General features: G+C 65.8%; 17 protein-coding genes. 11 read left to right on the top strand and 6 right to left on the bottom strand.

Annotated elements, in window-relative coordinates; translation table 11 throughout:
* Nucleotides 1-13: 13 nt before the first annotated feature.
* A complete protein-coding gene (locus tag AC07U1_RS13705) occupies nucleotides 14-1,147 on the bottom strand; it encodes an NAD(P)H-dependent flavin oxidoreductase (RefSeq protein ID WP_495176122.1) in 1,134 nt (377 codons plus the stop codon).
* A 113-nt stretch (nucleotides 1,148-1,260) separates the two neighbouring features.
* On the opposite strand from AC07U1_RS13705, the gene nadC reads away from it, so the two are divergent.
* From nadC to AC07U1_RS13720, 3 genes are all read left to right on the top strand, one after another.
* The gene (gene nadC, locus AC07U1_RS13710) at nucleotides 1,261-2,106 is read left to right on the top strand and encodes a carboxylating nicotinate-nucleotide diphosphorylase (protein WP_495176121.1); all 846 of its coding nucleotides are present in this window, start codon (nucleotides 1,261-1,263) and stop codon (nucleotides 2,104-2,106) included.
* Between the two features lie 16 nt (nucleotides 2,107-2,122).
* Nucleotides 2,123-2,812, top strand: coding sequence for a ribonuclease T2 family protein (locus AC07U1_RS13715; RefSeq protein WP_495176120.1), 690 nt, complete (start codon nucleotides 2,123-2,125; stop codon nucleotides 2,810-2,812).
* 93 nt (nucleotides 2,813-2,905) lie between these two features.
* Nucleotides 2,906-3,139, top strand: coding sequence for a hypothetical protein (locus tag AC07U1_RS13720; protein ID WP_056347903.1), 234 nt, complete (start codon nucleotides 2,906-2,908; stop codon nucleotides 3,137-3,139).
* Between the two features lie 641 nt (nucleotides 3,140-3,780).
* Here the strand turns inward: AC07U1_RS13720 and AC07U1_RS13725 are convergent.
* Nucleotides 3,781-5,076: an MFS transporter gene (locus tag AC07U1_RS13725; protein WP_187140677.1), complete on the bottom strand. Its 1,296-nt coding sequence runs from the start codon at nucleotides 5,074-5,076 to the stop codon at nucleotides 3,781-3,783.
* A gap of 134 nt (nucleotides 5,077-5,210) precedes the next feature.
* On the opposite strand from AC07U1_RS13725, the gene pgsA reads away from it, so the two are divergent.
* From pgsA to AC07U1_RS13740, 3 genes are read left to right on the top strand one after another with little or no spacing between them, the layout of a single operon-like run.
* Nucleotides 5,211-5,783 (top strand): CDP-diacylglycerol--glycerol-3-phosphate 3-phosphatidyltransferase, encoded by a 573-nt coding sequence (gene pgsA / locus AC07U1_RS13730; RefSeq protein WP_056347900.1) that lies wholly within the window; start codon nucleotides 5,211-5,213, stop codon nucleotides 5,781-5,783.
* 4 nt (nucleotides 5,784-5,787) lie between these two features.
* Nucleotides 5,788-6,045: a molybdopterin converting factor subunit 1 gene (gene moaD / locus AC07U1_RS13735; RefSeq protein ID WP_495176119.1), complete on the top strand. Its 258-nt coding sequence runs from the start codon at nucleotides 5,788-5,790 to the stop codon at nucleotides 6,043-6,045.
* Nucleotides 6,042-6,482, top strand: coding sequence for a molybdenum cofactor biosynthesis protein MoaE (locus tag AC07U1_RS13740; protein WP_495176118.1), 441 nt, complete (start codon nucleotides 6,042-6,044; stop codon nucleotides 6,480-6,482). The genes moaD and AC07U1_RS13740 overlap by 4 nt, the downstream gene beginning before the upstream one ends.
* A gap of 104 nt (nucleotides 6,483-6,586) precedes the next feature.
* Here the strand turns inward: AC07U1_RS13740 and AC07U1_RS13745 are convergent, their stop codons facing one another.
* Nucleotides 6,587-7,492 carry a hydrogen peroxide-inducible genes activator gene (locus AC07U1_RS13745; protein WP_056347895.1) on the bottom strand — a complete coding sequence of 302 codons (906 nt, stop codon included), beginning with the start codon at nucleotides 7,490-7,492 and terminating at the stop codon, nucleotides 6,587-6,589.
* Nucleotides 7,493-7,628: 136 nt separating this feature from the next.
* On the opposite strand from AC07U1_RS13745, the gene AC07U1_RS13750 reads away from it, so the two are divergent.
* Nucleotides 7,629-8,096 carry an EF-hand domain-containing protein gene (locus tag AC07U1_RS13750; protein WP_056347893.1) on the top strand — a complete coding sequence of 156 codons (468 nt, stop codon included), beginning with the start codon at nucleotides 7,629-7,631 and terminating at the stop codon, nucleotides 8,094-8,096.
* A gap of 147 nt (nucleotides 8,097-8,243) precedes the next feature.
* Here the strand turns inward: AC07U1_RS13750 and trmFO are convergent, their stop codons facing one another.
* Nucleotides 8,244-9,590 carry a methylenetetrahydrofolate--tRNA-(uracil(54)-C(5))-methyltransferase (FADH(2)-oxidizing) TrmFO gene (gene trmFO, locus AC07U1_RS13755; RefSeq protein WP_495176117.1) on the bottom strand — a complete coding sequence of 449 codons (1,347 nt, stop codon included), beginning with the start codon at nucleotides 9,588-9,590 and terminating at the stop codon, nucleotides 8,244-8,246.
* A 77-nt stretch (nucleotides 9,591-9,667) separates the two neighbouring features.
* On the opposite strand from trmFO, the gene AC07U1_RS13760 reads away from it, so the two are divergent.
* Together AC07U1_RS13760 and AC07U1_RS13765 are read left to right on the top strand one after the other, a co-directional pair.
* Complete coding sequence (locus AC07U1_RS13760; protein ID WP_495176116.1) at nucleotides 9,668-10,354, top strand: lysoplasmalogenase; 687 nt, start codon at nucleotides 9,668-9,670, stop codon at nucleotides 10,352-10,354.
* A 109-nt stretch (nucleotides 10,355-10,463) separates the two neighbouring features.
* On the top strand, nucleotides 10,464-11,162 hold the full coding sequence (locus tag AC07U1_RS13765) for an SDR family oxidoreductase (RefSeq protein ID WP_495176115.1): 699 nt from the start codon (nucleotides 10,464-10,466) through the stop codon (nucleotides 11,160-11,162).
* Nucleotides 11,163-11,216: 54 nt separating this feature from the next.
* Here AC07U1_RS13765 and AC07U1_RS13770 read toward each other — a convergent pair whose 3' ends face one another.
* On the bottom strand, nucleotides 11,217-12,059 hold the full coding sequence (locus tag AC07U1_RS13770) for a TauD/TfdA dioxygenase family protein (protein ID WP_495176114.1): 843 nt from the start codon (nucleotides 12,057-12,059) through the stop codon (nucleotides 11,217-11,219).
* A gap of 165 nt (nucleotides 12,060-12,224) precedes the next feature.
* Between AC07U1_RS13770 and AC07U1_RS13775 the strand changes: the two genes are divergently transcribed.
* Together AC07U1_RS13775 and AC07U1_RS13780 are read left to right on the top strand one after the other, a co-directional pair.
* Complete coding sequence (locus AC07U1_RS13775) at nucleotides 12,225-12,605, top strand: glycine zipper 2TM domain-containing protein (RefSeq protein WP_056347888.1); 381 nt, start codon at nucleotides 12,225-12,227, stop codon at nucleotides 12,603-12,605.
* Between the two features lie 140 nt (nucleotides 12,606-12,745).
* Entirely contained in the window at nucleotides 12,746-13,303 is a 558-nt protein-coding gene (locus AC07U1_RS13780; protein ID WP_492738629.1) for a peroxiredoxin, read from the top strand.
* Nucleotides 13,304-13,467: 164 nt separating this feature from the next.
* On the opposite strand, the gene AC07U1_RS13785 is transcribed toward AC07U1_RS13780, so the two are convergent.
* On the bottom strand, nucleotides 13,468-13,752 hold the full coding sequence (locus tag AC07U1_RS13785) for a hypothetical protein (RefSeq protein WP_495197714.1): 285 nt from the start codon (nucleotides 13,750-13,752) through the stop codon (nucleotides 13,468-13,470).
* Nucleotides 13,753-13,793 lie beyond the last annotated feature (41 nt).

The raw sequence follows: 13,793 nt of genomic DNA on the forward strand, positions 1-13,793 counted from the left end.
GGCGGGGATTTTTTTAGTCGCCGATAAAGCCGTTCAGCCGTTCGCAGGCGGCGATCCAATCCTCTTTGAATTCCTGCACCACCTGCCCGGCGCCCATCGCCTCGTTCATCAGCCCGACGCCCTGGCCGACCCAATAGGTGGCCAGATGCTTCGCACCCTCATGACCGCCTTCGGACAATTTATCGATTTTGCGCAGTGCGGGTTCGCTGACCAGTGACTGGAGCGGCATCGGGAGCGGTTTCGGCGCGCCTTCGGCTTCCCATGCGTCGGTCCAGGGCGAACGGAGCTGGCGCGAGGGTTTGCCGGTGCGGCTTTTCGAGCGGACCGTGTCGCGCGACGAGGCGGCGAGCATCTTCTCCTTCACCACCGGATTGGTTTCCGCCTCGGCGGTGGTCAGCCACACCGAGCCGGTCCAGGCGCCATGCGCCCCCATCGCCATCGCGGCGGCCATCTGGCGCCCGGTGACGATCCCGCCCGCGGCGAGGATCGGGGTGTTCGCGCCGACCGCCTCGACCGCGGCGGCGACTTCGGGGACGAGCACCATCGTCGCGACTTCGCCGCAATGGCCGCCGGCTTCGCCGCCCGCGACGACGAGGATGTCGACCCCGGCGCGGACCTGCGCCAGCGCATGGTCGCGGGTGCCGACGAGCGCGGCGACGGGGACGTTGTTGCGCTTGCCGAGTTCGAGCATCAGCGGCGGCGGCACGCCGAGCGCGTTGGCGATCAGGGCGATCGGGTGGCGGAAGGCGACTTCGAGCAGCGCGGCGGCGCCGGCATCGGACATATTGTCGCCGAGGCTGGTACGTGCGGCGCCGGGCAGCGACAGGTCGCTGTCATCGACGCCATGCTTTTGCAGCAGCCCCGAAATGAAGGCTTTATGCTCGTCCGGGATCGGTGGCAGCGCGGCGTTTTCCTCGCCCTTGCCGGCGAAACTGTTCGGAACGATCAGGTCGACGCCATAGGGGCGACCACCGATATGCTCGTCGATCCACGCGAGTTCCTCCTCGAGCCGTTCGGGCGGCAGCGAGGCAGCGCCGAAGACGCCCATGCCGCCCGCCTTGGACACCGCGACCACGACGTCGCGGCAGTGCGAGAAGGCGAGGAGGGGGAATTCGATGCCGAGCATCGCGCAAATGGGGGATAGCATCAGGTCTCTCCAGCTTGTCTATTTTGTCGATCTTCACGCATATCGCCCATGTCAGCGCTAGTTTACGTAAACGTCAAGTTGATTTGCGCGAGCGTCGCTTTATCGCGGACGGCATGAGCGATTTTTCCCTGCCCGGCTTCGACCTCGACGCCTTCGTCCGCGCCACTTTTGCCGAAGATCTGGGCGAAGGCGGCGATATCACGTCGCTGGCGGTGATCCCCGCCGATGCGCGCTTCAGCGGGGTGATGGACAGCCGCGATGCGATCATCGTCGCCGGGCTGCCGATCGCCGAAGCTTTTTTTCGCGCGCTCGATCCGGCGATGGAGATCGAGATACTGGTCGAAGAAGGCGCGCGCGTGCCCGCCGGGACCGACCTGATGCGGCTGTCGGGCAACGCGCGGGCGATGCTCACCGCCGAACGCTCGGCGCTGAACACCGTGCAGCATCTGTCGGGCATCGCGACGCTGACGCGCGACTATGTCGATGCGCTGGAAGGCAAGGCGACGCTGCTCGACACGCGCAAGACGATCCCCGGGCTGCGGGTGCTGGAAAAATATGCGACGCGGATGGGCGGCGCGACCAACCATCGCATGGGGTTGTGGGACGCCGCGATGATCAAGGACAATCATGTCGCGGTCGCGGGATCGGTCGAGGCGGCGGTGCGCCGCGCGGTCGACGCGGGAATCGCAAATATCATCGTCGAGGTCGACCGGGTCGACCAGGTCGAACCCGCGCTGAGCGCGGGGGCGACGCACCTGCTGCTCGACAATATGGACCTCGCCGCCTTGCGCGAATCGGTCGCCATCGTTGCGGGCCGGGTGCCGGTCGAGGCGTCGGGCGGGGTGCGGCTCGATACGATCCGCGACATCGGCGCGACCGGGGTGACCTACGTCTCGGTCGGGCGGCTGACCCAGTCGGCGCCGGCGGCCGACATCGGGCTCGATTTTGCGCTGGCCTAGGGCTGCCGCGGCGCTGTTGGCGCTGGCGCCCACTGTCGCTTTGGCGCAGGCGCCATCGTGCGTCGCCCCCGACCGCACGATCATCCCGCGCCTCGAACAGCCGAAGCGCGGCGAGCCGGTGCGCAATCCGCCGATCGCGGGCTATCTGCTGAGCCTGAGCTGGTCGCCCGAGCATTGCGCGGGGGTGCGCAACGCGAAGGACACGCGCGACCGGTTCCAATGTTCGGGCGAGAACGGCCGGTTCGGCTGGGTGCTGCACGGGCTGTGGCCCGAGGCGGCGACCCCCGGCTATCCACAATGGTGCCGCCCGGCGAAGATCGTGCCGCAGCCGGTGCTGCGCCGCCATATGTGCATGACGCCGTCGGCGCAGCTGTTGCAGCATGAATGGGCGAAGCATGGCACCTGCATGAGCCCCGATCCGGCCTCCTATTTCCGCGCCGCCGAAATATTGTTCCGCACCGTGAACTTCCCCGACATGACGGCGCTGGCGGCGCGGCCGCAGACCGCGGGGTCGATCCGCCAGGCGTTCGTGGCGCGCAATCGGGGCATAAGGCCCGAAATGCTGGCGGTGGCGACCGACCGCGACGGCTGGCTGTCGGAGGTGCGTTATTGTCTTGGGCCGCGGATGAAGCCGCAGCGTTGCCTGCCGTTCCAGCGCGGGCTGGCCGACAAGCGGGCGGTGAAGGTGCGGCCGATGCCGCGTTAACGGTTGCTGTGCCGCGCGTCCCCGGGCGGGACAGGCGGGCGTTAACGATTTTTTAACCTTACCGACTCGTTAACCCCGCATTAGCTTGGGGGCATGAACGAATTCGACCCCGAACTGCGTATCGACATCCGCGACCGGCTGCGTTCGCACGGCCGCCGGCAACTGGTCATCGCACGCATGAGCGCGCCGGCCGATTGGGAAGGCGCGCTGCGTTACGATCTTGCGCAGCACCGGCGTCCGCAGCCGGTGGTCGGGTCGACCGACCTGAAGCTGTTCCTGCAGAGTTTCGCGATCTTTTTTACCGCGACTATGATGTTTTTGATCTGAGGCGCGGGAAGCGACCAATTTTGGACGTTCACTTACAGCCTTTGTTGCTTCCAGAGCGGACGTAGACCACGGTTTTTGAATCCGCTGTTACGAGTCCAATTCTTCCGTCGAAATCGTGCGGAGAGTTAACTCCCCGCTGATCGTCTGAACCTTCTGCTAGCAGTGACCAGAAGTAACTTGTGCCCCGACCGCTCACGAAGCCGTAGCTACCATCTGTGGACGGACTGAGCAGAAGGGGCGGTTGCACCGTCAAGTGATATCCTTTGTCATGCGCAGCGACATAGGTCATCGAACGGTGCGTCCCGTCGAGAATATATACTCTACTTCCTTCGATACGCAGTGCAGGCGCACCGACCGCCACGTAGCATCCCCATACCGCCCGCTGGTCAATCGGCTCGGGACGCATAAATATACCCGCTAAAAAAGCCAGAGCGGCCAACGGGATGAAAATGATTGCTCCGGCAATGGCTCGATCTTTGAGCGAGGCGCCCGTTAAAAAAGATGATGTCATTAAATCGTTTTGTCACGGCCAAGCGCAATAGTCGCGCGAGAACGTCTCACCGTCGATCTGCTGCACTCAATACCAGACAATCCGCTTCCCACCCCTAAGCCGACCATTGCAGCGTACCGACAGTTTCCCTTCAGTCGCACGCCCGGTGGAGCTTGACCGCCAGCCATGCCGAGATCAGGCACATCACCGCGCTCATCAGCAGCTGGTCGACGACGCCGACGCCGGCGAAACCCAGCCCGATCGCGAGCAGCGAGCCCGCGACCATCGCGCCCGAATTGACGATATTGTTGGCCGCGACGGTGCGCGCGGTCTGGTCCTTGGGGACCGTGGTGGTCAGGAAGGCGTAGAGCGGGACGACGAACATGCCGCCGCTGATCGCGATGCCGAGCAGGCTGGCGAGCAACGGGATGACGTCGGCGTGCGCGAGCAGGCCGGACACGCCGTACATGACCCCCGCCGGGTCCTGTTCCCAGTTTCGGCACACCCAATAGAAACAGAGGACGAAGCCGCCCATCACGATCACGCTGGCGGGGCTGTATTTGGCCGAGACCTGGCCCTTGAGCAGCCGGTTGACCGCGACCGAGCCGATCGCGATGCCGATCGAGAAGACCGCGAGGAACAGGCTGGCGACGCTTTTGTCGGCGTGGAGGATGTTCTTTACCAGCGGCGGGAACTGGATGAACAGCACCGCGCCGATCGTCCAGAAGAAGCTGATCGAGAGGATCGCGAGATAGAGGCGCGGGATATGCATCGTGCCGCTGACGAGCGTTTTCGACGAGCGGATGATGTGCCAGTCGATGCCATGTTCTTCATGTTCGGGCGGGGCCGGCGGCACCTGGCGCGAGGTGATATAGCCGAGCGCGGCGACGAGCACGACGCCGAGCGCGGCCCATTCGACGTCGATGACCCCGGCGAGGATCGTCCCGGCGAGGATCGCGATATAGGTTCCGGCCTCGACCAGCCCGGTGCCGGCGAGCACTTCGTCGCTTTTCAGATGTTGCGGCAGGATCGCATATTTGATCGGGCCGAAGAAGGTCGAGTGGACCCCCATCGCGAACAGCGCGAGCATCATCAGCGGGATGGCCAGCAATTCGATGCCCCAGCCCATCCAGGCGAGCACCAGCCCGGTGCCGCCGACGATCATGATGATGATCTCGCAGAATTTGACGATGCGGATGATCCGCGCCTTGTCGCGGGTGTCGGCGAGTTGCCCCGCGAGCGCCGAAAGCAGGAAGAAGGGCAGGATGAACACCGCGGTCGCGACCGCGCTGAACAGGGTTTCCTGCGTCTCGTCGTTGTAGACGCCATAGACGACGAACAGCACCATCGCGTTCTTGAACAGATTGTCGTTGAACGCGCCGAGCAGCTGGGTGACGAAGAGGGGCAGGAACCGGCGTTGCTTCAACAGCGCAAAGGTGCCGGTCATATATTGGTCCATCCCGTCAAAATTCGTCCGACCGCCTTGGGCCTTACAGGCATTATGGTTGTCGCCCGGCGGGCTTATCGGCTAGGGACAGCAGGGTCAAAGCCAAAAGGCCGCGCGAGCGGGAAACAGGGGTCATGCTCAGCCTTCCGAATATCCTGACGCTGTCGCGTATATTGGCGGTGCCCATCCTGCTCTTCCTGTTGTGGCCGGGGGTGGTCGAAGGGTCGATGCAGCCGAAGCCGATCGACTATGCGCTCGCCTTCGTCCTCTATTGCCTGATGGGCATTACCGATTATTTTGACGGCTATGTTGCACGCTCGCGCGGCATCGTGTCGCGGCTGGGTGCCTTCCTCGATCCGATCGCCGACAAGATCATGATCGCGGCGGTGATCCTGCTGCTCGTCTTCACGCGCGACATCACCGGATATCATGTCATCGCCGCGCTGATGATCCTGCTGCGCGAGATCATCGTGTCGGGGCTGCGCGAATTCCTCGCGACGCTGCAGGTGTCGATGCCGGTGACCCAACTCGCCAAGTGGAAGACGACGTTCCAACTGGTGGCGTTCGGGGCGCTGATCCTCGCCGGCGCATTGCCCGCGATGGTCTGGATCAAGGCGGTCGGCCTCGCCTCTTTGTGGGGCGCCGCGGTGCTGACGCTGATCACCGGCTGGGATTATCTGCGCGTCGGCCTGAAGCATATGGATTGAGCGCATGGCGCTGACGCTGAGCTATTTCGCCTGGGTGCGGGAGCGGATGGGGATCGCCGACGAGGCGGTCGCGCTTCCCGACGATGTGCGGACGGTCGCCGACCTGATCGCCTGGCTCGCCGCGCGCGACGATCGCGGCGGGCTGGCCTTCGCCGAACCCGCGCGCATTCGCGCGGCGGTCGACGGGCAGATGGTCGGTCCCGATGCCATCATCGTTGGCGTGGCCGAGATCGCGCTGTTTCCGCCGGTGACCGGCGGATGATCCGCGTCGCGGTCCAGCCCGCGGCGATCGACGTCGCCGCCGAACTGGCCGCGCATGATGCCGGCGGGCACGGAGCGAGCGCAAGCTTTGTCGGCCGGGTGCGCGGCGACGGCGGGCTGACCGAGCTGTTCCTCGACCATCATCCGGTGCTCACCGTGACGGGCCTGGAGGAGTTGGCGACCGAGGCGACAAAGCGTTGGGGAATTTCGGCGCTGACCTTGATCCACCGCGTCGGCGGCATGGCACCGGGCGAGACGATCGTGCTGGTGCTGGCGAGCAGCCCGCATCGCGGCGAGGCGCTGGCGGCGGTCGAGTTTCTGATCGACCGGTTGAAGACCGATGTGATGCTGTGGAAGCGCGAGACGTTCGGCGACGGGCGGGCGGCATGGGTCGAGCAGCGTGGCAGCGACCATAAGCGTGCGGAGCGGTGGGGCTAAGCTAAACTCCGTTTGTCTCGAGCGAAGTCGAGAGACGCTGGGTTCGCGCATGCCTTCACGTGTCTCGACTTCGCTCGACACGAACGGGTATTGGAGGTTCGAGATTATCCCGCCTTATGCTGCCGGAAAATCTCGGCGAGCATCTGAAACTCTTCGGCGCGCGGGCTGCCCTTGCGCCAGACCAGCGCGATCGTGCGCCAGTCGTGATCCGAATCGAGCGGGCGGGTGTCGATGTCGGTGTGGTCGAGGATGCCCGCCTCGATCGCCATCTGCGGCAGCATGGTGATGCCCAGCCCATTGTCGACCATCTGCACCAGCGTGTGCAGCGACGTCCCCATCATCCGCGCGCCGGCGCGCAGTTCGGGGCGGTTGCACGCGGCGAGCGCATGGTCCTTGAGGCAATGGCCGTCCTCGAGCATCAGCATCTGCGCCGGGTCGATCTGGTCGGCGCTGACCATCGCGGGAAGATCCTCCGACTGGTCGCCGGGGAAAGCGACGAACAAAGCGTCGTCGAACAGCGCCTCGCTCTCGACGTCGCCGCACGCATAGGGGAGGGCGAGGAGGACGCAGTCGACCGCGCCGTGGTGGAGCGATTCGCACGCCTGCGCGCTCGGTTCCTCACGCAGGAAGAGCTTGAGCGCGGGGCGGGTCTTGCGCAGCAGGCGCAGCATGCCGGGGAGCAGAAAGGGCGCGATCGTCGGGATGACGCTCATCCGCAGTTCGCCGACGAGCGGCGCGGCGGCGGCGGCCGCCATGTCCGCCAGTTCCTCGGCCTCGCGCAGCACGCGGTGCGCCTTGGCGACGATCGCGTTGCCGAGGGTGGTGAAGCGGACGACGCGGCGGGTGCGCTCGACGAGGGTCTGGCCGAGTAGTGTTTCGAGTTCGCGGATGCCCGCCGACAGCGTCGACTGGGTGACGTTGCACGCGTCGGCGGCGCGGCCGAAATGGCCATGTTCGTGCAGCGCGACGAGATATTGCATCTGTTTCAGCGAGGGCAGGTAATTTTGCATTGATCGAATATAGCAATCATCCCGCCGGATTTGAACAGGTCATTCGATCATGGCTTTGATCCGGTCTGCGCGGCATCCGGTTGCTCGCTGCGGCCGGTCCATGATAGCCTTGGCTCTTCGGGCGAGGGGATGGGCAATGGCGGTTTCGCGGTTCCTGATCGGCGGTATCGCCAGCGCGCTGTTGCTCAGCGGCGGCGTCTTCATCTGGAAGGGGTATAGCCAGATCGCCGAGGAGGCGGTGATCCCCGACGCGCCGCCCGATCCGGGGCCGATCCCGGTGGCGGGCGCGGGGGCGCCGAAACGCGGCGCGGCGCCGCCAGAGCTTCCCGCCGCCAAGGACGCGTCGCGCGAGGAGCGGCGCTTCAATCGCTACGACCGCGATCGCAACGAAGTGGTCAGCCGGGTCGAAATGATGTCGACGCGCACCGCGGCGTTCCGCAAGCTCGACAAGGACGGCAACAATCTGCTGACCTTCGAGGAATGGGCGGCAGCGACCGGCGAGCGGTTCGCGGGGGCGGACAAGGACAAGTCGGGGGGGCTGAGCCGCGCCGAGTTCGCGACGACCGCGCCGAAAAGGGCGGCGGTGGCGAAATGCAAATGCTGAGTCAAAAGATCCTCCCCACGCGAAGCGATGGGGAGGTGGCAGCGGCGTAGCCGCTGACGGAGGGGTAATGGCGCCGGCGTCGAAACCCCTCCACCACGCCCTGCGGGCGCGGTCCCCCTCCCCATGGCTACGCCAAGGGGAGGATCTTTACGCCGCGACTCCCTCGGCGACTTTCATCCATTCCGCCAAAGCCGCACCCGCGCGCTGGGTGTAGCCGAGCTTGCGGTCCTTTTTGCGGACATCCTCGGCCAGCGGCGGGAAGAGACCGAAATTGACGTTCATCGGTTGGTAGCTCGCCGCGTCGGCGCCGCCGGTGATATGGCCGAGCAGCGCGCCGAGCGCGGTTTCGGGTGGCGGCTGCGGAAGCGTGCGGCCGCCAAGCTCGGCGGCGGCGAAGCGCGCGGCGATCAGGCCGATCGCGGCGCTTTCGACATAGCCTTCGCAGCCGGTGATCTGGCCCGCGAAGCGGATATGCGGCGCCGATTTCAGGCGCAGTTGATGGTCGAGCAGTTCAGGCGAGCGGATGAAGCTGTTGCGGTGGAGCCCGCCGAGCCGCGCGAATTCGGCCTTTTCGAGGCCGGGGATGGTGCGGAACAGCTCGACTTGGGCGGCATGCTTCAGCTTGGTCTGGAAGCCGACCATGTTCCACAAAGTGCCGAGCGCATTGTCCTGGCGCAGCTGGACGACGGCATAGGGCCAGCGCCCGGTGCGCGGATTGTCGAGGCCGACGCCCTTCATCGGGCCGAAGCGCAGGGTTTCGGGGCCGCGTTCGGCCATGACCTCGATCGGCATGCAGCCTTCGAAATAGGGGGTGCTCGATTCCCACTCCTTGAACTCGGTCTTGTCGCCGTCGACGAGTCCCTGGACGAAGGCATGATACTGCTCCTTGTCCATCGGGCAGTTGATATAGTCCTTGCCGTCGCCGATCGGGCCGACCTTGTCCCAGCGGCTCGCCATCCAGGCGATGTCCATGTCGACACTGTCGCGGTAGACGATCGGGGCGATCGCGTCGAAAAAGGCGAGGGCGTCCTTGCCCGTTGCGCTGCCGATGCTGTCGGCGAGCGCCGCGCCAGTCAGCGGGCCGGTGGCGACGATGGTGAGGCCCTCGGTCGGCAGTATGTCGATGCGTTCGCGGATGATGCTGATGTTCGGGTGCTGCGACAGCGCCTGTGTCACGCCGCCCGAGAAGAGGTCACGGTCGACGGCGAGGGCGGAGCCGGCGGGGACCTTGTGGACATCGGCCTCGCGCATGATGATCGAGCCGAGGCTGCGCATCTCGCGGTGGAGCAGGCCGACCGCATTGCTGTCGCCGTCGTCGCTGCGGAAGCTGTTCGAGCAGACCATTTCGGCGAGGGTGTCGCCCTGATGCGCGGGTGTCATGTCGCCGCCGCCGCGCATTTCGGACAGCCGGACGCGATAGCCCGCCTCGGCGAGCTGCCAGGCGGCTTCGGAGCCGGCGAGGCCGCCGCCGATGATGTGGATGTCGTGCGCCACTCTTTACCCTAATCGTTGACTTGCAGTTGGTGCGCCGCGCAGTAGGCGTCTTGGGCACAAGATGCAAAGGGGGCGGTATGTCGGGTGACGGCGGTTGGGATCGGGCGCGGTGGCTGTGGGTCGCGGCGCTGATCGGCGGCGTAAGCTTTTTCTGGGCGGTGCTGCAGCATCAGGACGGGCCGGCGATCTGGGCGTGGAAGACGTCGGGGGTCGCGCTGCTCGCGCTGTGGGCCGCCGCCAATGCGCGGAGCACCGACGGCTGGCTGATCGCGGCGGCGCTTGGTTTCGGAGCGCTCGGGGATTATCTGCTCGACGCGCTGGGAATGTTGCAGGGCGCGGCAGCGTTCGCGACCGGGCATCTGATCGCGATCGCGCTGTACCTGCGCAACCGGCGGCCGAGCCTGTCGGGATCGCAACGGCTGCTCGTCTGGGGGACGGTGCCGCTCGCGCTGGTGATCGCCTGGGGCCTGACGCACGCGGCCGAGACGGGGCAGATGATCGCGGCGATGGCCTATACCGGCGGGGTCGCGGTGATGGCGGCGACCGCCTGGGCGAGCCGGTTCCCGCGCTATCGCACCGGGATCGGCGCGATGATCTTCCTGGCCAGCGACCTGTTCATCTTTGCCGGCGAAGGCGGAACCTTGTCGAGGTCGGTGACGATGTGGCTCGTCTGGCCGCTCTATTTCGCCGGGCAGGCGCTGATCGCGTGGGGTGTGGTCAGCACGCTGTCGCGCGAAAGCCATGCCGGGCGGGTGACCGCCTGAAAGACCAGAGGTCCTGAAAGACAGCGGGTCGCGCCCGTCGCCGTTGATCCTTGCCGCGCGCCTCCATAGAGCTTAGCATGCTAATGATTGGTGGCACGCGGGAGGGCATATGACGGGCTTTGACGGGCTGGCGGGACAGCATGTGCTGGTCGTCGGAGGCAGTTCGGGGATCGGGCAGGCGGTCGCCGCGATGGCGGCGCGGCACGGCGCGTCGGTCACGATCGCCGGGCGCGATGCGGCCAGACTGGCCGCGGCGGTGGCGACGGTCGGGGGAGAAGGCGCGGCGCTGGATATGCTCGACGAGGCCGCGGTCGAAGCGTTTTTCGCCAGCCGCGAACCGTTCGATCATGTCATCGTCACCGCCGCGCAGCTCCGGTCGGGGCCGATCCGCGACCTGCCGCTGGCGGACGCGAAAGCGACGTTCGATTCGAAATTCTGGGGCAGCTACCTGATCGCCAGACACGCGAAAATTGCCGACGGCGGTTCGCTGACGCTGACGTCGGGAGCGGGCGGACGTCGACCGCGTGCCGGCCGGGCGGCGGTGGCCGCCGCGACCGTCGCGGTCGAGGTGCTGACCCGGGTGCTGGCAAGCGAGTTCGCGCCGGTTCGCGTCAATTGCGTTTCGCCGGGGCTGGTCGACACGCCGCTGTTGCGATCGGTCCGTCCGGCTTCGAGTCCGCCACCGCCGCAGCCGGTCGCGCGGGTTGCCAGCCCCGAAGAGATCGCCTTCCAGATTCTGGCCTGCGCCGTGAACCCGTTCATGACCGGTGCGATCGTCGATGTGGACGGCGGACTGGCGCTTACCTGAGCCCGATTGAGCCGCGAAGCCTTTAGAAACGCAGGGGAAAGTCGCGCAGTTTCTCTAGCCGTCCCACGCCGCGATCGTCGTGCGGTGCAACAGCCGGTCGTGGCCGTCATAACCACCGGTGGCGCGGTGGAGGACCGAGCGATTGTCCCACATGACGAGCATGTCGGGTTCCCATGCGTGGGAATAGCGAAACTCCTCGCGCCCCTGCCACTGGATCAGTTCGTAGAGCAGCGGCAGGTTCTCGCTATCGTCGAGCCCGTCGAAGCCGATGATATAACCCGCGCAGCCAAACAGGCCCTTGCGGCCGGTTTCGGGATGGTCGCGGACGAAGGGATGGCGCTGCGTTTCGAGCGCCTCGTCGCCCGAGCGGATATCCATGCTGCGATCCTTGTCCTTCGCACCGTACATGCCCGAAGGGGCGTAGCCCGCGCGGGCGCTGTGGATCGCCTGTAGCCCCTCGACCCGCGCGCGCAGATCGGCGGGCATCGCGTCGAGCGCGGCATGCTGGTTCGCAAATTCGGTGTTGCCGCCGACGGGCGGGATGGTGATGCCGAACAGGCAGGTGCCAGCAGGTGGACGCGCCTGAAAACTCCAGTCGCTGTGCCAGTTTTCGGCGAACAGCGGCGCGGTCTCGTCGGCGCGCCGCTTGACCGCGATGACATGGTCGCGGCCGGGGATCGGCTTGATGAAGGGATCGTCGCCGAAACCGCCGAAATAGCGGGTGAAGCGCTCAAGATCGTCGTCGCCCAGCTTCTGGTCGGGGAAGGCGAGGACATGATGGTCGAGCCAGGCGGCGCGGATGGCGGCGATGGTGTCGGCATCGAGGGGCCGGGTCAGGTCGACGCCGGTGACGGAGGCGCCGCAGGACTGACCGCTGGGGGTGATGGTGAGGGTCATGGTGCGATGCTGCGCCGATTGCGGCGCGGGGTCAATCGGGCGCGGCAAACCGCCCTGAAAGCTGGCCGAGCCGATGCGAATGGAGCCTTTGCGCAACCGCAGTTCAGCCAGGCGCCATCTTCGCAGCCCTAATTTGATCCGCGGGGACCAAGACGGAGAAGACATATGTTCCTGCTCAAGAAACTGGCGCTTACGGCGCTGATCGGTGCCAGCACCCTCGCGGCGCTGCCCGCCGACGCCGATGCGCGCGACCGGCACCACCGCCAGTCCTATTATGGTCACCGCGACAATGACCGGTATCGCGATTATCGCCGCGACTATCGGCGGGACTATCGCCGCGATTATCGGCGCAGCGACTATCGCGATCGCCGCTATCATTGCCGACGCGGCAGCGGCACGACGGGCCTGATCGTCGGCGGAGCGGCGGGCGCCTTGATCGGCCGCGAAGTCGATCGTTATGGCGACCGCGTTCCCGGCACGATCATCGGCGGCGCCGCGGGTGCGCTGATCGGCCGCGAGATCGACCGCGGCGGTCGTCGCTGCTGATCCGGCGGCGGCAGCGGGCCGACACCGGCCCGCTGCCGTCGGTCGTGGCGGGTAAGGCTGATTTTTTTGCCATGCACCGGCGAATTTCGCGGTAAGGTCGACGGGCGGAGCAAGTTTTCCGCCTTTCGTGGAGACCGCCGATGAAAACCCTGACGAAAATCGCAATGTCGTTCGGCCTGGGCCTGTCGCTTGCCGTGCTTCCGGCGCAGGGCATCGCGGCCCTCAAGCAAGGTGCGAAGGCACCCGATTTCACGCTGAACGCGGCGCAGGGCGGCAAGGAATTCAGCCTGTCGCTGAAACAGACGCTGCGCAACGGGCCGGTGGTGCTCTATTTCTTTCCGGCGGCCTTCACGCCCGGTTGCACGGTGGAGGCGCATCTGTTCGCCGAAGCGAACAGCCGTTTCAACCAGCTCGGCGCCCGCGTCATCGGGGTGACCGCCGGCAATATCCACCGCGTCGCCGAGTTTTCGCGATCGGAATGCCGCGACAAGTTCGCCGTCGCCGCCGATCCGGGCGCCAAGGTCGCGGCGACCTATGACGCGACGATGCAGCGCCCCGACGGGACGACGCTGTCCAGCCGCACCTCCTATGTCATCGCGCCGAACGGCACGATCCTGCTGAGCTACACCGACAGCAAGCCGCAAGCGCATATCGAACAGACGATGGCGGCGGTGCGCGCGTGGAATGCGCGGCGCTGATCTTGTGGGAACCGGGTGGCCAAGCGCCGATAGCGGCCGTTAGTTTATCATATATTCGCGCGGAGGCGCAGAGACCGCAGAGAAGAAGAGAAATCGGCTCTGCGGCTTCTGCGCCTCCGCGCGAATTATTTCAGAAGGCGACTTTCGACCGATTGCAGCCATTGTCAGCGCGGCGTGACGATGATCCCTCCGTCGGTTTTCGGAGCGACAAGGAAACCAAAATCCCCATTTGTCGATAGATATACAACTTCACCGTCAGCTAACTCGCCCACGGCCGAAGCCAGGTCGATCGTAGGGATATTGATATCGCAAACCCACGCTCCCGGGCCAACCGGCGAAGCTCCAAGCGCGACTAGATTGGTCGAGATGCGTCGTATCGTGTCCTCGCGCGCCACAGCGACCACGACCCGGCGTCCATCGATTCTGACTTTGTAGTGTTCCGGGTTCACCCGAACATTCGTACCCTAAAATCAAACTGTGGCAACGTCCG

Source organism: Sphingopyxis sp. GW821-FHT02C12 (assembly GCF_059421785.1).